Source organism: Corynebacterium vitaeruminis (genome assembly GCF_001054325.1).
Classification (GTDB): domain Bacteria; phylum Actinomycetota; class Actinomycetes; order Mycobacteriales; family Mycobacteriaceae; genus Corynebacterium; species Corynebacterium vitaeruminis_A.
Genome location: NZ_JVVM01000022.1, coordinates 24,787 through 44,532 on the forward strand (window position 1 = coordinate 24,787; position 19,746 = coordinate 44,532).

The following is a 19,746-nucleotide window of genomic DNA, read 5'->3' on the forward strand; positions in this document are numbered from 1 at the left end:
GCTAACGCGTGTGACCCAGCGAAAAGCTGAGCCACACGCGTTGTTTGTCTCTATGACGCCAGAAGCTGTTTTTAGCTATCTTTTGGCTACCTCAGCTCCGCAAAAAGCGTTGGAGCTTCAATTTCGTCCCAGAGCAGCACATTGCCCGCATAATCGGTATCCATGGCGCCTGAGGTGGGCACGGTAAGGGAATCGGCACCGAAGAGCATGCGCAACAACAGCCAGTTTAGATGCCAGACATGGTCACCATCGCCGACAAACATGGCCTTAGTGCCGGCATTGGCCAGGCGAATCCAGCGGTAGGGGTTAAGCCACACTGCGGGCGACTTCAGCCGTCCCATCAGCGCACCCATAAATTCACGTTGCCGCTGCACGCGGTCCAAGTCTCCCTGCGCGGTAGCGCGCGTGCGCACGTAGCCCAGAGCACCAGCGCCATCGAACTTCTGGCAACCAGCCTGAATATTCAGGCCCGCCAGCGGATCGTCAATGGCTTCTTCAGGGCACATCTCGATGCCACCGACAGCGTCGACGACACCGGCGAAACCACCAAAGCCAATCTCGGCATAGTGGTCGATGTGAATTCCGGTGTTCTTCTCTACAGTGTCGATGAGCAGCTGGGGCCCACCAAACGCGAACGCCGCATTGATCTTGTTTTTGTCATTGCCCGGGATATCCACGAAGGAATCACGCGGGATACTGACCAACTTTGGCTTACCGAACACCGGAATGTGGGCAATCATGATGGTGTCAGTGCGCTGGCCGAAATCACCACTGCCCGTCGACAGCTTGGCAGCATCTTCCTCCGACAAGCCCGTACGAGAGTCCGAACCGACGAGCAACCAGTTAGAAGCCATCGTGTTGGAAGGGCGGTCCGCCAGTCCAGAGAAGGCATCCACTCTGGTCAGACGGATATCGACAAGCGCCATCATGGCAACGAGGAAGATGACGAGAACTAGGACAATCGACTTAAAGCGCATGCGAGGGAGCCGAATGCGTGGCATGCGGAAACCAGACCTGGCACCGGCGCTGCCACGATTGCCACCACGACCGCCATTTCGACCGCCGCGGTCAGAGCCCGCTGTCTGTGAGGCGCCGTAGTAGTCCTGCGACGAACCCCGCGAGGAAGGACGGAACTCCGCATCCGGGTTATAGCCGGGTGGGGGGAACCTCGGATCGCTGCCGGGGCGATAGTTATCGGCACGACCGACGCCTGCGCGGTTCATCGGCGGACGGGACTCAATACGCGTTTCGTCCAGTGGCGCCTGCCGAGGCGCAGGTCGCCTATGCGACGCCTGTTGACGTTCAGGTTGCTGGCGGGCTACCGGTCGGCGCGGTGTTTGCTGGCGCTCAACTGGCTTACGTTCCGCGTGGCGACGTTTCTGTTGAGGCATGGGCCTGCGAGGAGACGTAGGCACAGGACGAGCTGCCCCTTCCCGAGAAGAGGAGCCGGGGCGGGGAGGGATGGGCCGTCGTGAAGCGCCACGCGAATCGGCCTCACGGGGGCGGGCATGCTTCGGCGACGCCTCGTCCACACGGCGGTAGATGGGGCGGCCATAGCGATCTTTAAGCGGCCGACCGTATCGGTCGCGGGCAATGCGCGAGTCGTCGAAGTTGCCTTCCATGACAATTAAGAATAGGCAACGACAGTGCACTTAGAGAACCGAGACAGCAATACAAATGTTGGTAGTGCTGGCATTAGCGTGCATACGAGGTACTGAAAGAGGTAGGGGACGAAGAAGAATATGCTGGAAATATGTCCGCAATGAACCAGAACAACGAACGTGTAATCAACGAGTCGGATGTTTATGTCAAGAGCCGACATGGTGTCCCTAGGGATTTCTTCGCCTGTGAGGCGGCGGGGCTGGGTTGGCTGCGCGAGGGCGAAACTGACGGTGGTGCGCGCGTCGTGGATGTGCTGGACGTGAACGGGCATGCTCTGACATTGCGTCGAGTTCAGTCGACGGCACCGGATCCGCAGGCAGCGTACGAGTTTGGAAAATCGTTGGCTATTACCCACAATCTGGGCGCCGCTGGCTGGGGCGCCGGCCCCGATGGCTGGGAGGGACACGGCTACTTCGGTCCACTGGATCAGCCGCTGCAGATGGACCTGACTCCACGGGAAAGCTTCGGTGAATACTGGGCGAAAGGACGTCTGCTGCCTGCGCTGGGAAAGTTGGAAAACTCCTACAATAACCGCCAGCTAGATGTCTTTGACCAGCTCATTGACCGACTCTTGGCTGGAGATTTCGACAACGAGACAGACGCTGCACGTGTCCACGGTGACCTGTGGTGGGGAAACCTCATGTGGGATGCAGATGGCGCGATTTTGATTGATCCCGCGGCGCACGGCGGAGCCCGCGAGGAGGATCTGGCGCTGCTGGCGCTATTCGGGGCAACGCACTTCGACGAGATCTTGCGTGGCTATGAGTCCGTACATCCCGTGCCGGGATTCGCGGAGAGCTGCGAACTCCACCAGCTCTATGCCGTGCTCATGCACGCAGTGCTATTTGGTGGCGGATACGCCGGGCAGGCGGCGGCAATGGCGGCGAAGTACGTGCGCTAGCCGGCGCTAGAACCCTCCAGCACGCTAGCAATCTCCAGCAGCTCTGCCTCACCACACCGCACCGCACCGATGTTGACGCTGGTGGCGGGGAGCTCCGCGCTGGCACCGCTGGAGCCCGGCAGAGTAATCGGCACTGACACGCTTGCCCACCCAGTCAAATTCCACAGTGACAACCACGGTGTCCACCGGGTTTGCTCGTCAAAGTCCTCCCACGGCGCCAACGCAGAGAAATGCCCAATACGTGGCGGATCAAACGCCAGCGTTGGCGTAATCACCGCATCGACTTCCCAACGCGATCGAATCGCGCCGGGCAGAGCCATCCGCTGCTGATGTGTCGCCGCCGCCTCCGCTGCGGAAATCTCCTGGCCACAGGCGCGAATCCACTGCACGATCTCGGAGTAGTCCGCGCGCGGTAATTTCGTGGCCATTCGCGTGATGGTCCGTCGAAAGATCTTGAACACGTCCGGACCTGCCGGGTCATAGGGGCTAGCTACGTCCACCACGTCGTACCCGGCGTTGGCAAGACGGTCAGCTGCCGCCCACGCACCGTTTGCCCATCGCTTATCGACGTCCACCTCAGCATGAAAAGGGCTGACAGTAACACCGATGCGAAGGGGGCGCTGGGACCGTCGGAAAGCATGCTGGGTTGGGGAAAGTGGCAACCCGGCCAGCAGCGCTGCGTCATCGACTGTGCGAGTGAGGAAGGCAGGCGTGGAGAGATTCCCACCCGCAATATCGTGTGCTGGTTTCAGTCCGACGAGGCCACAGCAGGCGGCTGGCACGCGGATGGAGCCGCCACCGTCAGAGCCCAGAGCTGCGGGAACGACACCAGTTGCGACAGCCACCGCACTGCCGCCAGAGGAGCCGCCGGGAGTCCGCGGCGTGGTATCCGGCGGGCTAGACAGCTGATCAGGCGCGGTGAAGTAGGGGTTTTCCGGAGACGCGTAGCCGATCGGTTCGGTGTAGGCCGTCATCCCGACCTCGGAGGTATGCGTGGTTGCCGTGAGAACGGCACCACGAGCCAGAAGTTTCGCCACTGGCTCGGAGGTTTCAGTGGCGGTGAAAGCCAAGTTGGTCGATCCCATTGTGCATTCGACACCGACGATGGTGAAGAGATCCTTGACCGCCACTGGAAGTCCCAGGAGGTCGCGCGGGAGACCGTGGCTAGCGCGCCGGGCGGATTCGGATTCAGCAGTGAGGCTGCGTACGCGGTCGACAGCGTGCTCGGCCAAGGACGTGACAATACCGAAACGAGCGGGATCGGTCGCGGCTTCGTCGGCAAGCGGGGCGAATTCCGAAACGATTTCCGACACCGAGATTGCGCCACTGCGCACGGCTTCAGTGAGGGCACGGGCGGGCATCTCGGAAGAAGAGGTCATGCAATAAGTGTAGAAGCCCTCTAATCTGAGCTTATGACGACGGTTACTTATTTGGGTCCTGCGGGCACATTCACCGAGCAGGCGCTGTGGGATATGGCGCGTGCCGGGGAGATCGATCCGGCAGGGGAATCCGCAGTCGATGCGGTGCCGGTGGATAGCCCCGCAGCCGCGCTCGGAGCCGTGCGCCGAGGGGAGGCGGACTATGCCTGTGTCGCCATCGAAAGCAGTGTGGACGGCCCGGTCACACCAACGTTTGACGCCCTGACCGCTGGTCCGGAGCTGCAGGTTTTCCGCGAAACTGAGGTCGGAGTGGTGTTCTCCATCCTGGTTCGCCCCGGTACGGCGGCGGAGCAGGTGCGCACTTTCACGACACATCCCGTGGCGTATCCACAGGTCAAACAGTGGGTGGATGCCAACCTTCCGGGTGTGGAAGTTCACCAGGCCAGCTCCAATGCGGCGGCGGCTCACCAGGTCGCGGAGGGCACCCACGATGCCTGCGCCGCCCCGGCTCGCGCGGGTGAGCTGCTCGGGTTGGAGGCGCTGGCCACTGAGGTCGCTGACGTGCGTGGCGCCCGCACCCGTTTCCTGCTGGTGGGACGCCCCGGCGTGCCGACACCGCGCACCGGCGCCGACCGCACCTCTGTCTCCTTCACACTGCCGAACCAGCCCGGCACACTGATGCGCGCCATGAATGAGTTCGCAGTGCGACAGGTTAATCTCACCCGCATCGAGTCGCGGCCGACCCGCGAGCTCTTCGGCCTCTACCGCTTCTACATCGACTGCAACGGCCACGTTGATGATTCGCAGGTTGCCGCCGCTCTCGCGGCACTGCACGAATATGCCGAAGACCTGCGTTATCTGGGATCCTGGCCGGTCGCTGAGGGTGGCCGGCGCAGCATTATGACCCCGCCACCGGACATCTCCCAGTCAATCGAATGGGTCGACGCACTTAAGGAAGGACGAAGGTAAGAAACATGACACCCGCCGTGCCCGAAAATCCAGTTGGACAGCTGCCTTTCCTCGATGACCGCCCCGACCGTCCCGAATCTGTCATGCCGGTTGACTCGCAGCGCATCATTTTCATCCGTCACGGGCAGACCACAGGGAATATCAATCGCCGTCTGGACACCGCATTGCCGGGCGCACCGCTCACCGACCTCGGCGTGAGGCAGGCACGCAGTCTGGGACGCCTTTTGCTTCCCGACGTCCACAGAGTCGGTGACATCGTCACATCTCATGCCCTGCGTGCCCGCCAAACCGGTGCAGGCGCGGTTGCAAGTCTGCACCATCTCGGAGAGACGTCTGTTCGCATTCGCCACGAGGGTGGTCTTCACGAGATTCAGGCCGGTGACCTGGAAGGACGCAATGACCGCGATGCGCACATGGAGTACATGCGTGCCTTTTACCAGTGGCTCAATGGGGAGTTGGAGTACCGCCTTCCCGGCGGTGAATCCGGCGCTGACGTGCTGGATCGCTACCTGCCGACGCTACAGCAGCTGCTGGAGCAAGCAGCAGCGGTAGACGGAGAATCCCAGAACAATGACCGCAAGGATGTCGTCATTGTCAGCCACGGTGCGGCCATCCGTCTGGTTGGGCAGTATCTGACCGGGGTGGATCCGGAATACGCACTGCGATACCGCATTGCCAATACCGAACGAATTGAGTTGGTTCCGAACGCTGCGGGCGTCGGCAAGCGTGCTGGCATTGAACCGGGCACGTGGGATGTGCGTCGCTGGGGCGACAACGAGTTGCCTTAAAGGGCAGCTAGGTGGCAACCGTTATTGTTGACAGTTACTGCTGGCCCTCCTGAATCTCGCGGCGCTTTTGAGCTGCCAGGCGGAGGCGGTCAGCACGACGCTTGGATTCCTCTTCGTTGATTTCGTTGAGGAGTTTTTCTTCGTCATCATTGATGTTCAGTGCAGCGCGCCCGATAAGGGCCACAGCCGCAGCGACGATAAAGCCGAGCCACGCGTTATCGATATCGGTGAAAAACATCAAAACGATAGTGATACATACGATAACGCCTGCAGCAGAGTCAACAATGTTGAGCTGACGGCCCTTTTTCATCAGAGTTTGCAACTCTTGATCGGCACTTTGGCGCTGCGGGGTAGCCGGGGCGTCCTGTGAGCTATCGGAAGCTACCTCAGCGGGGAGGTCTGCAAAGAGTGCTTGCAGCTGGCCGCGGGTTTTTGCGACAGCAGCAGCTTCGGTGCGTTTGGAAAATTCATTGATATCCAAGTAGCCATCAGCGAAATGATTGCCGAGACGCTCCATAGCAGCGTTGCGGTCCCTATCGCCGACCCTGATTTCTGGCTTCTCGCTGGCGTTGTCGCTCATGCGTCAAGGCTACAGGGAAGAAAGCTGCCGGGAAGAAGATGAGAGGGACGAGGCTGTGCAGGGGAGACGGACTCATCCGTAGCCGAGGCGGTCCAGATCCTCTTCCTCGAGGCCGAAATAATGCCCGATTTCATGCAGGAGAGTGACCCGAATCTGCTCCACCAGATCCTCTTCGGTGTGACTGATGTGGCAGAGCATGTCGCGATACAAGCTGATTTGGTCAGGCGGACCCCAGTGGTTGTTGGAGCGCTCGGTCAGAGGTATTCCCTCGTAGAGACCCAGGAGTGTGGGCTCGTCGAGGTTATACGGGTGGACCTGGATGATGACCTGATCGAGCTGGTCGAGAAACTGCGTGGGGATGCGGTCGATGGCCTCATCGACAAGTGCATCGAACCGCTCCGGGTTAACGTCAACCATCTATGGTGCTGCCTCGCAACCTGTCGTACTTTCCTCTTGCCCTACTGGCCGACTGTCCTACTGGCCTGCGGGCGCGACTGCGTTATCCGCAGCGCCTGCGCCAGTATCGCCAGCACCGGCGTCACCGACGTCACCTGTGCCAGCGCCAGCGCCAGCGTCACCCTGCTCCTCCCGCAGTGGATTCCGCGGTGGCGGAGCCACGGGCGGCTGGCCGTCGATAGTGAAGGACTCGTTAGCGTGGCCGTTGAGAGTGGAGAACCCGCCCTGGCCATTGTCCTTAATCAACCAGCAGTTCACACTGCGCGAGCCAGCATTGAGCGACTCCTGCGACAGTGATGTCCAAAATGGCAGCAGTGTGGAGTTGTACAAGGCATCATCGCCACCGAGGTAATTCTGTGCGAGAGTCACACACTGCTCGGCGAGCACATCATTTTGCTCCTGGTCAGTCGGGATATTCTCACCGAAGTGATCGCGAAGATTGACAATTCCAGTCGACTCCATCAGGTGATCTTCCACGCACGGCACCTGGCGGATGGCGCCGTTTTCGTCCAATGTCACGCAGCGGCCGCCCTCGAAAACACGGGACTGGTCCTGTCCTGCTGCAGGACCGGACATGTGCGCCGTGTTGCCGTCTTCATCGACGATCTGGATACCGCACAGGAAGGTTCGGTCACCCTTTTCCCACTGGCTGGGCGAAGGAATAATCGGCGCCGTGATAAATCGACCGTCTGGGTCGTACTTGCCGTCCAGGTATTCAGTCACAGTCTCGCGGCACACGCCATTTTGCAGCGCCACCAAATTGTCCGCTGTCGGGTAGTTGGCAGTTTTGGCGTATTGCCCCGGATGTTCCTCGTAGTCGGCGAGATTCAGTTTCTTGGCGACCTCATAAGCGTGCGGCTGCTCGCAGGGAACAACGCGGAAGTCAGAAACATTCAAATCTTCTGCCAGGTTCCAGTCCAGGCAGTTGCCCGCGGTTGCGCTGGTGAACGCCGTCGTCTCCTTGTCAACGATGGTCGTCGTTGTCGACGATGACGCGCTTGCCGACGAACCCTTGCCCCCAAGTGGCCCGCTCGGTGGCTCGATGACTCCCGCTTGCAGCGCGAATGCCATGCCCGCGGCACCGACCAGCATTGCTGTCGACAAAGCCCGCATTCCCCAGCTTCCACGCGAGTTACCGGAAACGTCAGCATCGTTGCTGGCTGCGGGGGATGCACCAGCGCTGGCATCTGTTCCAGTACCGCTACCGGAGTCAGTGTCTGTGGCGGCAGCGTGCTCGCGATCCTGGTTCATATTGTCATCAGCCATAGTGACCCCCATTGTGCACTGGCAACGAGCCTGTGGACAAGGCAACGCCAAATGCGACAACGCCCCATAAGCGTTGGTTCTTTGGCGCCAATGCCCTGCCCGAGTTCGTTCGAAAGCTTTAAGCACTACAATAGTCCGGTATTTGTTCGCTACCCGAGGACACGAGTCTTGACCTGGACTGCACTACTCAGCCTGCTGGGCGTCCACATTATTGGTATGGCCTCACCAGGGCCTGACGTCTTCTTAATCCTGCGCCTTGCCACCAAATCCCGCAAGCACGCCATCGCAGCGGTTGCGGGTATCAGTACTGGTGCCACTATCTGGATGACCCTCACAGTGTTTGGGTTCGCAGCTGTCATCACCGCCAATCCTTTGCTGATGGGCGTAATCCAGCTTGTCGGTGGCTGTTATCTCATTTACATGGGCATCAGTATGGCCAAGGCAGGCATCAATACCCTCCGCGAACTGCGCGCCGGTGCCGCACCAGCGCTGGGAAGCGAGGCGCTCCGGTCGCCGAAGGCAACGTTCCGCCAGGGCTTTTTCACCAACATGTCGAATCCGAAGATTGTTCTCTTCCTCACGGCAGTGCTTTCACAATTCATTCCCGCAGGCGCATCCGTGGGGACGCTCGTGCTTTGTACGCTGGTGCTAATCGCCTCCCAAATCGCTTTCTTCCTATTTATCGCGATCGTGGTGTCGACGGATGCCGTCGTCAAGCGAATGGTGCTGGCAGGGCCGTGGATTGACACCGTTGCCGGCGCAATCTTCCTCGTCCTCGGCACGCTGCTGGTCGCTTCAGGAGCGGAAGCGGCGCTCTAACATGCCTTGTGCCTGCTTGCCGACGTAAACCAGGTACTCTGGGGGACGTGATTGATCTCAAATTTCTCCGCGAAAACCCTGAAGTAGCCCGCGAGTCCCAGCGCACCCGTGGTGAGGATCCGACATTGGTCGATCAGCTGCTGGAAGCTGACGCTAAGCGCCGTGAGGTTATTGCCTCCACGGACGCGCTGCGTTCGGAGCAGAAGGGCTTCGGTAAGAAGATTGGTCAGGCGTCGAAGGAAGAGCGCCCGGCCATGCTGGAGAAGGCCAAGGAGCTTTCCGACGCCGTGAAGGCAGCCGAAGCGGAGCAGAAGGAAGCTGAGGCTGAGGTCGAGCGTCTGCAGTACCTGATTGGCAACATCGTTACCGGTGCGCCCGCCGGTGGCGAAGATGACTTTGTCGTGCTGGAGGAAATCGGTGAGATTCCACAGTTCGACTTTGAGCCCAAGGACCACCTGGACCTCGGTGAGTCGCTGGGGCTTATTGATATGGAGCGTGGCGTCAAGGTCTCCGGTTCCCGCTTTTACTTCCTGACCGGCTACGGTGCCATGCTGCAGCTGGCCATGATGAACCTGGCTGCTCAGAAGGCAATTCAGAACGGTTTCCAGCTGATGGTGCCGCCAGTGCTGGTTCGTCCGGAGACCATGTCGGGTACCGGCTTCCTCGGTGCGCACTCCGATGAGATTTACTACCTGCAGGAAGATGACCTCTACCTGGTCGGTACCTCGGAAGTCGCGTTGGCCGGCTACCACTCCAACGAGATTATTGACCTGTCGGAGGGGCCACGTCGCTACGCGGGTTGGTCTTCCTGTTTCCGTCGTGAAGCGGGCTCTTACGGCAAGGACACCCGCGGTATTCTGCGCGTGCACCAGTTCGACAAGCTGGAGATGTTCTCCTACTGCCCGCCGGAGCAGGCGGAGGAAGAGCATCAGAAGCTGCTGAACATGGAGCGTGAGATGCTGGCCGCGGTTGATGTTCCGTACCGCATCATCGATGTTGCTGGTGGTGACCTGGGTGCATCCGCTTCCCGCAAGTTCGATACCGAGGCGTGGGTGCCGACTCAGAACACCTACCGCGAGCTGACCTCGACTTCGAACTGCACGACCTTCCAGGCTCGTCGTTTGAAGACCCGCTACCGCGATGCCGATGGCAAGTCCCAGTACTGCGCCACCCTGAATGGCACGCTGGCCACGACGCGCTGGCTGGTCGCTATTTTGGAAAACCACCAGCAGGCCGATGGTTCTGTGGTGATTCCGGAGGCTCTGCGTCCGTTCATGATGGGCAAGGAAGTTCTCGAGCCGGTTAAGTAGGTGCGGCCCCGACACAGCCACACACTCACTTCACGACACCTATGGCACCTCATGCCAGCTGTGGAGGTGGCATGAGGTGCCATAGGTGTCGTGAAGTGCCCTAGGGGGGTGTCCCTATGTTCTTGCCAAGCCTAAATCGGAGTTTTTAAGTGAAACTCTTAGGGGTAGGTTTAGGCATGGTTATTGGGCCCATCAACTGGTGTTGGTGGGCCTGATTTTCGTGTCACAGGAGCAATTCCTGCATAGGCGGCCAGGTGGCCAGAGGATGCGAAGTCGGATCCATCACCGATGGAAAGCAAGATCTGTGCTGCGGTCTTGATACCGATTTCCGGCATACTCGATTCAAGGCCTCGGAGGCAGGGAAATCCTCCAGCATGCTGTCGACCTGGCCGGCGATAGGTTCGCGTCGGCTCGCTGGGTTCGCGTGGGCTGGGCCAATTTTCAATTCCCAAGACGTAGCTGGGGGGGGCTGCGCTAAAAAGTAGGTGGGGGATTGAGCCAATAAATTGTCACGAAGCCGGTAAAAAAGAGGGCGGATAACAGCAGCATGATTGAACCAGGAAAAACTTCTCTCGAAGTTGATTGCAAGTTTGGCCACAACAGCATTCTTGGTGAAATCACTGCGAAAGTCGGTGCGGGGGAATTCGTCAGTATCACCGGCCCAAATGGCGCTGGAAAAACCACGTTGATCAGCACCATTGCTGGTGAGATAGAGCCAATCGAAGGTACTGTGCGAGTTGCTTGCGAGGGCGAAGAAACTTTCGTTGATCCGTCAAGCCCGCAAGGCGCTGGCTGTGTGACCAGCATTTCTGATCCAGCATTTCTACCGGACCTCACGCTTGGCGAGCACATTAGCCTGGTTTCACTGCGCGCAGGTGTAGACATGGATACGCTGCTGAGTCGGTTGGAGCCTTGGCATGTCACCGAGCTGCCCAACACGTTGCCCAGTCGGCTTTCGAGTGGTCAGAAGCAGCGGGCAAACTTGGGAATTCAATTGGCGGTCGCGGCTCCGATTGTGGTGTTGGATGAGCCCGAGCGACACCTCGATAGGGATTGGACTCAGCTGCTGTGCACGCAGCTTCGTCACATGGCGCAGTCTGGGGCCACAGTGATTGTGGCATCGCATTCGCCATGCCTCATTGAGGATGCAGACAGGGAGATCCGGTTGTGAGTTTCGCAGGCTTTACGATGGATCTACCGAGCGCCTACCAAATAGCGGGAATTGTCGGCATTGTTTTATTGCTGGCCATCCTTGCGGAACGAATGGCTCCGCTGAGGTCCGTTGACCGCGACCGCTGGGAATGGGAGTATCGCCCCGCACGTCGATTTCCCGGCATTGACCGCGATGGCTGGCTCCAGGTGCTGGTGTTCACCGTATTTGGGTTCGGCATTGGCGGGGTTTTCCGATATGTCCTTGGGGTTGCACGACCACGTCGTTTGGCGACGGTGCTTTCTAATGGCGTGACACAATCGATGACTCGTGTGACCCTGATGTTCTTTAATGCGGAGCTGGCATCGAATATTTACGCTGCTTCCTGGCTGCGGAATGCCAAGGTCAAGGAGCGGTCGTTCGCGCAAACTTCCTTGCCGGTGTTGATGCTGCGCAGGCTGGTGCGGCGTGGGTATATCCCGTTGCTATTTGTTGCGATTGCATTGGCGGAGTTTTCGGTTGTCCCGCTGATTGGAAATGGTGGGCGCACACTTGTACTACTCTGCTGGGCGGTGCTTGCCTCTGCAGTATGGCGGGCGACTAGGCTCGAAGCGCCAGGTCAGCTGCCGTGGCGAGTGGCGATACTGAGCGTTGTGACCGTCCTGGGAATGGCCGCACAATTCCTTCCAGGAATGCCGATGAGCCCCATGTATTCCATGCTGTGGGCTGCCGTGGCAATTGTTTATTGCGCGCTTGTCCGAGGAAAGCCGCGGGAGACTAATGATTTTTCCTCGATTGAGATTGGTTTGGGCGCACCATTAGAAATGGGCAAGCTGGGGTATTGGTTTTCCGGCGGTCTTGCGATTATTCCGGCTATTGCATCGGAATTGATGGCGATTGCGCCGATTATGTAGGAGCTGCGGCTACAATGCTCCGACTAAGCGGTCGGGTTGCGTCGGCGGGAAAAGGGGAATCCTAGGCGGAGAGGCAACGTCTTCTACTAGGAGCTGTTGGCCTACAGCTCCTAGCTGTGAAGTACTTCGATTGCAATAGCGAGCAGGCCGGTGCTGACGGGCTGCGGAGTAACGCTTTGACCTGCCCGAATTACATCGACATGGTTTACGACACCCCAGTTTTCTGCCACGTGGCCTTCAGCCCAGCTCTGAGTGGCAGTGCAAGGCATGCGGCCGAAGCCGCGACCGATGCCACTGCAACGCCAGCTTGGATTAGAGCCGGATTGAGTTTGGAGTTTTCTTCCGTGAGAACGCCGATCAGCTGAGATGGCGCAATTGTGCTTGCGAGCGCGCCTAGGGACGCGACGCGCAGAGTATCTTCGCGGTCATCTGCCTTGAGCAGCGAAGCAGCTGAGAATCCAGCTCCGACTGTAGAAACCACGAAGGGAAGAAGCAGAGTTTCCTTCGGTGCTGTCTTTTGAACTGCCTCGCTGTTTAGCTTCCATTTTGTGTGGACTTCGGAAGGCAACTGCTTCCAGGACATGGCCAGTGCGACTCCGTGCGCAACCGTCACGGCTGCGGGGAGAAAAGCGGTCGCCTGCAGTGCGCGAGCCGGAATTTCAGAGATAACCTCACCGTCAATATCGTCCGGGCGGACAACGCCCAGCTTGGTCGCTACTGCAGCCCAATTGATAGACCAGCCGAAACCCAGCAGGTGAGGTTGGAGGATCCGCGGGTCGTCCACGTTCCACAGGGAAGCGCGACCTTGCTTGGAAAATACCCGAAGCGGTTTGGAGAGGTACCTACGCAAGGTGCTTGGTTCTCCAACTTGTTCGGCTACGCAATTGGCGTAGTCGGTCGCCGTTCCCAGCTCTTCGGCCAGGTCCGCGTGGACGTCGTTAAGCTCTTGCAGAAGACTCTCCTGCTCGGCGATGATCGCCTTACGTTGTGCGTGCGATATGCCGATTTCGCGCAGTTTGTGGTCAATGGCGGTGAGGTAGGTGTTCATTGGGGCTCCTCGGAAAATAGTGCGGTCATGTCGGCGGATAGATCGATGAAGTCCTGATGTAGCTGCGTGAGTGTTTGCTGTCCTTTGTCTGTTAGTGAGTAGTACTTGCGGGGCGGCCCCTTGGGGGATTCCTCCCAGCGATTGCTAATCAAGCCGTTGGTGGTAAGCCGCGAGAGTAGGGGGTAGACGGTTCCTGCGGGCGCGCTGAGGTGGGGGTAGGCGTTGAGCTTTGCGACGAGTGCCGCGCCGTAGACTTCTTCGCGAGAAATCAGCTTGAGAATGGCGAGCTCAAGTACCCCTTTTTTCAGTTGGGTTTGTGGGCGTTTGGGCATGGCGTTGTGCTTTCTTTTCGGCGGTAGAAGGAAGCTGTTCGAGCAGAAGCCTTTTCATACCTAGTACCTTGTAATGCCAACTATACCCCCGGTAGTTTGTATTGCCAAGTACTGCATGCCTATGCCACGTAGAGAGAACAGAACAAAGAAAAATGAGGGGCAATTGTCAAAAGACAATCGCCCCTCTTCCCACCGGGTTAGCTCTATGAAGAACTCGTAACAGCTAGGAAGCGGTTCGGTTCCTATTTAGCGCTCAATTAGATGCGCGCATCAAGCCAGGCAATAGCCGTCGCAATGGCCTCGTGCTGTGCCGGTTCATTGAATACCTCGTGGAACTGGCCTTCGAACTCAATCAGCTGCTTGTCGGTGGACGAGATACCGTTGTACCAGTCGCGCGAGAAGAACGGTGGCACAATCTCGTCCTGGCCACCCATCATGACCAGGGTCGGCTCAACGAAGTCGACGGAGTTGGTGCCGTTGTAGGTGGCGGCAAACGCCATTTGTTGAGCCATGCCGAGCGAGAGCTTGGAGTTATTGTACGGATCAGTGCCGTATTCATCACGCACTGCCTGGGAGGAAGAGGTTTTCGCACCCAGCGGGTTGCCAACCTGAATCAGGTCAGTGCCCGGCAGCGATGGGACGCGCATCTCGGTACGGTTCGGTACTTCCTTGAGCATGCGCGTGTTGAAAGTAGTCATGTCCTGGAACGGCAGACGCTGGTAAATCGTCGGCTGTGCTTCGCGCTCGACATCGGTCATGGCTTCTGGGGTAATCGTTTCGCCTTTTTCAGTGCCGCCGTAGGGGTTGAAAAGAGCGCCACCGCCATTGGCGACGATGCCGTCGACACTGCCTGGGTACTTGATGCCGTGGAAGTCCACAGCAAGACCGCCCATGGAGTGGCCGAGCAGGAAGGTCTTCGTGCTCGGGTTCTCCGTCTTGGCCTTCTCTACAAGCATGTGCAGGTCATCGACAAGCGAGTGGAAATCATCGATGTGGCCACGAGCAACTGGAGTGCCCTCAACCTGGCCCGTGTGGCCGTGACCGCGGTGGTCGAGGCGGTAGACGTTGTAGCCGGCGTTCAGAAGCTTGCCGGTTACCCACTCGTAGCGACCCAGGTGCTCTGCAGCACCATGCACGACGACGACAGTGGCCTTGGCGTTCGGAATGGTGTTGGACTTCCAGTAGATCTGAGTGCCCTTGCCATCCTCCGAGGTCATGTAGCCGTCGGTCACTGTAACGTGGCGACCGTCAACTGTAGTGGTCGGCGCCGGGGTAGTTGGCAGTTCGACCATCGCAGTGGACTGAGGGTCAGGGGTTGGCTCCAGCGGGTTTTTAATGAAATCCGTTGGGGCTGCTGATGCTGCCGGAGTGGCCAGTGCCAGCGTTAGGGCGGTGGTCACACTCGCAGTGAAAATCGATGCGCGACGCATGATTGCTCTTTTCTATTTTCAATCGAGGAGGTGTAAGTGATTATAACAATTTTATTATAACAATTTTGCTCGGAAAAATCGGTATGATTTTTCCGAGCTTTTACGGGGCTACTCGGGCTTCGGTGCCTCCTCAGCATCCCCATCCTCGACCCAGCCGTAGGTGCGCTCAACAGCACGATTCCACTGGTGGAACAGACGATCGCGTTCTTCGGCCTCCATCTTCGGACGCCACTTCTTGTCGATTGTGATGTGAGCCTTGACCTCGTCCAGGCTCGACCAGAAGCCAACGCCCAGACCTGCGCCGTATGCAGCACCAAGAGCCGTGGTTTCAATGTTGTTCGGGCGCGTGACAGTGACATCCAGGATGTCGGACTGGAACTGCATGAGGAACTCGTTCATGGTCATGCCGCCATCAACGCTCAGTGTCGTGATGTCCGTGCCAGATTCTGCGACCATGGCGTCGAGAACCTCACGGGTCTGATAAGCAGCGGCTTCCAGCACAGCGCGGGAGATGTGGTTGCGGTTGACGAAACGAGTCAGGCCAACGATGACGCCACGGGCGTCTGGCTGCCAACGAGGGGCGAAGAGGCCAGAGAAGGCCGGCACGATGTACACGCCACCGTTGTCCTTGACGCTCTTTGCCTTGTTCTCGATGGAAGCGGCATTTGGAATCATCTGCAGCTCGTCACGCAGCCACTGAACAAGAGCGCCACCCATGGAGACAGAGCCCTCGAGGGCATAGACCGGCTTCTCGCCGTCGACCTGGTAGCAGACAGTGGAGATGAGGCCGTGCTCGGACCACTTCGGGTTCTCACCGGTATTCATCAGCATGAACAGGCCAGTGCCGTAGGTGTTCTTGGTATCGCCCTCGCCGAAGCAACCCTGGCCGAACATAGCGGCCTGCTGGTCGCCGAGGATACCTGTAATGGGCAGACCAGACAGAGCATCGCGGGCTCGAACCCGGCCGAAGTTGCCTACCGACGGGCGGATGTCCGGCAGCATCGACATGGGAATGCCAACCTCACGGCAAATATCCTCATCCCACTCGAGGGTCTTGAGATCCATCAGGAGAGTACGGGAAGCATTGGTGACATCCGTTGCGTGGACTGCAGATTCGCCGTTGTTGCCCTCTGCGCCGCCGGTGAGGTTCCACAGCAGCCAAGTGTCGATGGTGCCGAAGAGCAGGTCGCCAGCCTCGGCCTTTTCGCGAGCGCCCTCGACGTTGTCGAGAATCCAGCGCACCTTCGGTCCAGCCGGGTAGGAGTTGATGCGCAGGCCCGTGGTCTCACGCCAGCGGTCCGCGCCCTCATCCCCCATGAGCTCCTTGCAGATGGTATTCGTGCGGGTGTCCTGCCAGACGATGGCGTTGTAAACCGGTTCACCAGTGTGCTTGTCCCAGACGACCGTGGTTTCGCGCTGGTTGGTGATACCGATTGCGTCGATGTCCTGGGAGGAGATGTCGCCGTCAGCGAGAGCTTCGCTGACTACGCGGCGGGTGTTGGTCCAAATCTCCTGAGCGTCGTGTTCGACCCAGCCCTCTTCCGGGAAGATCTGCTTGTGCTCCATCTGAGCGACAGTGACGATCTCTGCGTCATGGTTGAAGATGATGCAGCGGGTGGAAGTGGTTCCCTGGTCAATGGCGAGGACGTATTTGCTGTGCATCATGGGGGATACTCCTAGCGAAATTGTGTGTAGATGTGAGTTTTCAGACTTGCGCTATTTTATTGTGCGATTACTCTCATATTCCCGTTATCCGATGGCAAAGGCAAGAGCGCCTGCAGCCACGGCTGCCAGCATCGGTGCGACGATTGGAACCCATGCATAGGCCCAGTTCGGATCGCCCTTGCCCTTAATTGGAAGAACGAAAGCGTAGGCCAAACGGGGGCCGAGGTCACGAACCGGGTTGATGGCGTAACCGGTCGGGGAACCAAGGGAAAGGCCAATCGACACAATGATGAACGAGACACCGAAGTAGGTCAGCGGACCAAGTTCGCCGCCGGCTGGGCCGAACAGGATGAATGCGAGCAGAACGAACGTCGCGATGAACTCGGTGACGGCATTCCAGAAGTTATTTGGATGAACCGGTGCGGTGAAGAAGTTGCCACCGGTCTCGGCATTTGCATTGGTCGGGTTGCCGTTGTCATCGACACCATTGGCGTCGAACAGCTGCTTAAATGCAGCCCAAGCGAGGATAGCGCCAACGAATGCACCCAACAGCTGACCCGTGACGTAGTACGGAACCAGGTCCCATCCCACGGTGCCGTTGAAGGCCAGCGCGACGGTTACCGCTGGGTTCAGGTGCCCACCGGATACGTCGGCAATAGATGCACCAGCGAAAACGGCCATACCCCAACCAAAGGCAATGCCCAACCAACCTGCATTTGCAGCGCGAGTTGTCCGGAGGTTGATAGAGGCACAGACTCCGTTACCGAGAAGCATCAGAATGGCGGTTCCGAAAAACTCCCAGAGGAATGCCTGGGATCCTGTGATTGTCTCCATGAGATGTAGAAACTCTCTGTGAGTCGTGACCGGGCAAGGTCACGATGAATCTTGCAACGTAGAATTCTTTAGGTATAAGAAATGCCGGCGAGAAACTATTTTTCGCCGGCACTTTTATTTCGACCCCATCAGCCCTTTGAAGTGCGAAGCCGTTCTCCAAGAAGGAATCTATTTCGTTGTGGCTACAGCGCTGGTGGCCATTCAAGAGCTAACTCGTATGGCCACCTAGGGGAGGGTGGGAAATGAACTAGCGGTCGAGGCTGACGTCGACGTCTGCGCGAGTCTCCACTGCGTGGGCTGCAATCTCGTTAGCGGCCTTGTCGGTCAGTTCATGCTCAGCTGCCAGGGTTGCTTCGACGCGCTCGATGAAGACCTTGATTTCCTTCTCCATCGTCTCCTTGTCCCAACCCAGAGCTGGGGCAACCAGTTCCGCGGTGGCCCGGGCGCTGTCGACGCCACGGTGTGCGTACTCCATGGAGACACGCAGGCGGCGCTCCAGGATGTCGTCGAGGTGCATTGCGCCTTCGTGGGTCACTGCATAGAGAACCTCAGCGCGCATGTACTGCTCAGCGGCCTGCAGCGGCTCGAGCAGGGACTTGTCCTCGGCTGCCGGAGCCAGAACCTCGTAGATGAGGGAGCCGTAGCGGTTGAGCAGGTGCTCGACCTGCTTTTCGGTGATACCGAACTGCTTGGCCAGCTCTGCCTTCTGGTTGTTCAGTGCGTGGTAACCATCAGCGCCGAGTAGCGGGACATCAGCGGTGACGGACTCCGGTACCTTACGTGGGACATCCTGGACTGCAGCGTCAATGGTATCGGCACCGATGACGCGGTAGGTGGTGTACTTACCGCCTGCGACGGAGACCATGCCCGGAGCAACGTGGGCAACAGCGTGGTTGCGGGAGAGGTTGGTGGTGGAGTCGGAGTCACCTTCCACCAGCGGACGCAGACCCGAGTAGACGCCGACGATGTCGTCGTAAGTAATCGGACGACGAACCTTGGCGTTGACGTGATCGAGGATGTAGTCGATGTCAGCGCGGGTAGCTGCTGGGTTGGCCAGGTTCATGGTCCAGTCGGTGTCGGTGGTACCGATGATCCAGTACTCACCCCACGGGATAACGAACAGGACGGACTTCTCGGTCACGAAGGTCATTGCCACCGAGCCCTCGAGAGCGGACTTCGGAATAACAATGTGGACACCCTTGGAGGTGTGGACGCGGAACTTGCCGGTGACGCCAGCCAGCTTCTCAATCTCATCGGACCAAATACCAGTGGCGTTGACAAAAACGTTGCCGCGGATGGTGGTGGTAGCGCCGGTGTCGGTGTCGAGGAGCTTTGCACCGACGATGCGCTCGCCTTCCTTGACGAAGTCGACAACCTGAGTGGAGGTGCGGACATCAGCGCCGAAGTGAGCGGCGGTACGCAGGACGGTCATGGTGTGACGGGCATCGTCAACCAGGGTGTCGTAGTAGCGAACGCCACCGACCACTGCGTCTTCCTTCAGGCCCGGAGCCTGCTTCAGGGTTCCCTTGCGGGAGTAGTGCTTCTGCATCGGCACCTGCTTGGCGCCACCCATGACGTCGTAAAGGAAGAAGCCGGATGCCATGAACGGGCGCTCCCACACACGGTGAGTCAGTGGGAAGACGAAGCGCAGTGGCTTGACCAGGTGCGGCGCCAAGTGCGACATGGACAGTTCGCGCTCGCGCAGGGATTCGGCAACCAGGCGGAAGTCCAGCATCTGCAGGTAACGCAGACCGCCGTGGAACATCTTGGAGGAGCGGCTGGAGGTACCGCCTGCGAAGTCGCGGGTTTCAATGACTGCAGTCTTCAAACCACGGGTAGCGGCGTCGAGCGCAGCGCCAGCGCCTACGGAACCGCCGCCGATAATGACGACATCGTATTGCTCGTTACCGAATTTCTCCCAGGTCTTTTCGTGCTGTTCCTTGTTTAGAACTGCAGATGGGGCGAGAGATGAAGAGGACGACATTTTCCAATCCTTCCCGGTGGGGGCGTTGATTTTTCGTCGAAGAGAATTTCTCGGCTCACGGCTCACGTTACCAAAAAATCGCCTACTTGTAAGCGCTAACCTACGGTTACGTAGATATAAACAATGGGGTGAAAAGCCAAGAAAATCGCGCCTGAAATGTTGTCCGATTTTCCGCAGGTAGATGGCTATGTTAATAGAGGTTTACTGCTTTTAGAATAAAAGTCGGCTGGCGATAGAAACCCCCATAATGGGGGTGCCA

At 58.7% G+C, this 19,746-nt stretch carries 18 protein-coding genes and 1 pseudogene; 7 read left to right on the forward strand and 12 right to left on the reverse strand.

Features of this window, described 5'->3' with window-relative positions; translation table 11 throughout:
* Window positions 1-86: 86 nt before the first annotated feature.
* On the reverse strand, window positions 87-1,622 hold the full coding sequence (locus tag ADA16_RS10980; protein WP_239659368.1) for an LCP family protein: 1,536 nt from the start codon (window positions 1,620-1,622) through the stop codon (window positions 87-89).
* 131 nt (window positions 1,623-1,753) lie between these two features.
* Here ADA16_RS10980 and ADA16_RS06105 point away from each other — a divergent pair, with 131 nt between their 5' ends.
* A complete protein-coding gene (locus ADA16_RS06105; protein WP_048760113.1) occupies window positions 1,754-2,563 on the forward strand; it encodes a fructosamine kinase family protein in 810 nt (269 codons plus the stop codon).
* On the opposite strand, the gene ADA16_RS06110 is transcribed toward ADA16_RS06105, so the two are convergent.
* Window positions 2,560-3,942, reverse strand: coding sequence for an amidase (locus tag ADA16_RS06110; protein WP_048760114.1), 1,383 nt, complete (start codon window positions 3,940-3,942; stop codon window positions 2,560-2,562). The genes ADA16_RS06105 and ADA16_RS06110 overlap by 4 nt on opposite strands.
* A gap of 33 nt (window positions 3,943-3,975) precedes the next feature.
* On the opposite strand from ADA16_RS06110, the gene pheA reads away from it, so the two are divergent.
* On the forward strand, window positions 3,976-4,911 hold the full coding sequence (gene pheA, locus ADA16_RS06115) for a prephenate dehydratase (RefSeq protein WP_048760116.1): 936 nt from the start codon (window positions 3,976-3,978) through the stop codon (window positions 4,909-4,911).
* 5 nt (window positions 4,912-4,916) lie between these two features.
* The gene (locus tag ADA16_RS06120) at window positions 4,917-5,699 is read left to right on the forward strand and encodes a histidine phosphatase family protein (RefSeq protein ID WP_048760118.1); all 783 of its coding nucleotides are present in this window, start codon (window positions 4,917-4,919) and stop codon (window positions 5,697-5,699) included.
* Window positions 5,700-5,733: 34 nt separating this feature from the next.
* On the opposite strand, the gene ADA16_RS06125 is transcribed toward ADA16_RS06120, so the two are convergent.
* The 3 genes from ADA16_RS06125 to ADA16_RS06135 form a co-directional block, all read right to left on the reverse strand.
* Entirely contained in the window at window positions 5,734-6,279 is a 546-nt protein-coding gene (locus tag ADA16_RS06125) for a DUF1707 SHOCT-like domain-containing protein (RefSeq protein WP_048760120.1), read from the reverse strand.
* 72 nt (window positions 6,280-6,351) lie between these two features.
* Entirely contained in the window at window positions 6,352-6,696 is a 345-nt protein-coding gene (locus ADA16_RS06130; RefSeq protein WP_048760121.1) for a metallopeptidase family protein, read from the reverse strand.
* 57 nt (window positions 6,697-6,753) lie between these two features.
* On the reverse strand, window positions 6,754-8,001 hold the full coding sequence (locus tag ADA16_RS06135) for a septum formation family protein (protein ID WP_239659369.1): 1,248 nt from the start codon (window positions 7,999-8,001) through the stop codon (window positions 6,754-6,756).
* A gap of 168 nt (window positions 8,002-8,169) precedes the next feature.
* Between ADA16_RS06135 and ADA16_RS06140 the strand changes: the two genes are divergently transcribed.
* Both ADA16_RS06140 and serS read left to right on the forward strand, forming a co-directional pair.
* Window positions 8,170-8,820 carry a LysE family translocator gene (locus tag ADA16_RS06140; protein WP_048760125.1) on the forward strand — a complete coding sequence of 217 codons (651 nt, stop codon included), beginning with the start codon at window positions 8,170-8,172 and terminating at the stop codon, window positions 8,818-8,820.
* 47 nt (window positions 8,821-8,867) lie between these two features.
* On the forward strand, window positions 8,868-10,130 hold the full coding sequence (gene serS / locus ADA16_RS06145) for a serine--tRNA ligase (RefSeq protein ID WP_048760129.1): 1,263 nt from the start codon (window positions 8,868-8,870) through the stop codon (window positions 10,128-10,130).
* A 209-nt stretch (window positions 10,131-10,339) separates the two neighbouring features.
* Here serS and ADA16_RS10985 read toward each other — a convergent pair.
* Window positions 10,340-10,485 (reverse strand): annotated as a pseudogene (locus ADA16_RS10985) (transposase); the annotation flags it as partial.
* Between the two features lie 192 nt (window positions 10,486-10,677).
* Here ADA16_RS10985 and ADA16_RS06155 point away from each other — a divergent pair.
* Together ADA16_RS06155 and ADA16_RS06160 are read left to right on the forward strand one after the other, a co-directional pair.
* Window positions 10,678-11,301, forward strand: coding sequence for an ABC transporter ATP-binding protein (locus ADA16_RS06155; RefSeq protein WP_048760133.1), 624 nt, complete (start codon window positions 10,678-10,680; stop codon window positions 11,299-11,301).
* Window positions 11,298-12,194 (forward strand): hypothetical protein, encoded by an 897-nt coding sequence (locus ADA16_RS06160; RefSeq protein ID WP_048760136.1) that lies wholly within the window; start codon window positions 11,298-11,300, stop codon window positions 12,192-12,194. Before ADA16_RS06155 ends, ADA16_RS06160 begins: the two co-directional genes overlap by 4 nt.
* Window positions 12,195-12,399: 205 nt before the next feature.
* Here ADA16_RS06160 and ADA16_RS06165 read toward each other — a convergent pair whose 3' ends face one another.
* The 6 genes from ADA16_RS06165 to ADA16_RS06190 form a co-directional block, all read right to left on the reverse strand.
* On the reverse strand, window positions 12,400-13,242 hold the full coding sequence (locus tag ADA16_RS06165) for a DUF5808 domain-containing protein (protein ID WP_048760138.1): 843 nt from the start codon (window positions 13,240-13,242) through the stop codon (window positions 12,400-12,402).
* Entirely contained in the window at window positions 13,239-13,574 is a 336-nt protein-coding gene (locus ADA16_RS06170; RefSeq protein ID WP_048760140.1) for a PadR family transcriptional regulator, read from the reverse strand. The genes ADA16_RS06165 and ADA16_RS06170 overlap by 4 nt, the downstream gene beginning before the upstream one ends.
* A gap of 257 nt (window positions 13,575-13,831) precedes the next feature.
* Window positions 13,832-15,004, reverse strand: coding sequence for an alpha/beta hydrolase (locus ADA16_RS06175; protein WP_048760141.1), 1,173 nt, complete (start codon window positions 15,002-15,004; stop codon window positions 13,832-13,834).
* 108 nt (window positions 15,005-15,112) lie between these two features.
* Window positions 15,113-16,669: a glycerol kinase GlpK gene (gene glpK, locus ADA16_RS06180; RefSeq protein WP_048760143.1), complete on the reverse strand. Its 1,557-nt coding sequence runs from the start codon at window positions 16,667-16,669 to the stop codon at window positions 15,113-15,115.
* 84 nt (window positions 16,670-16,753) lie between these two features.
* The gene (locus ADA16_RS06185; RefSeq protein WP_414629652.1) at window positions 16,754-17,503 is read right to left on the reverse strand and encodes an MIP/aquaporin family protein; all 750 of its coding nucleotides are present in this window, start codon (window positions 17,501-17,503) and stop codon (window positions 16,754-16,756) included.
* A gap of 247 nt (window positions 17,504-17,750) precedes the next feature.
* Window positions 17,751-19,487: a glycerol-3-phosphate dehydrogenase/oxidase gene (locus tag ADA16_RS06190; RefSeq protein ID WP_048760145.1), complete on the reverse strand. Its 1,737-nt coding sequence runs from the start codon at window positions 19,485-19,487 to the stop codon at window positions 17,751-17,753.
* Window positions 19,488-19,746: the final 259 nt, after the last annotated feature.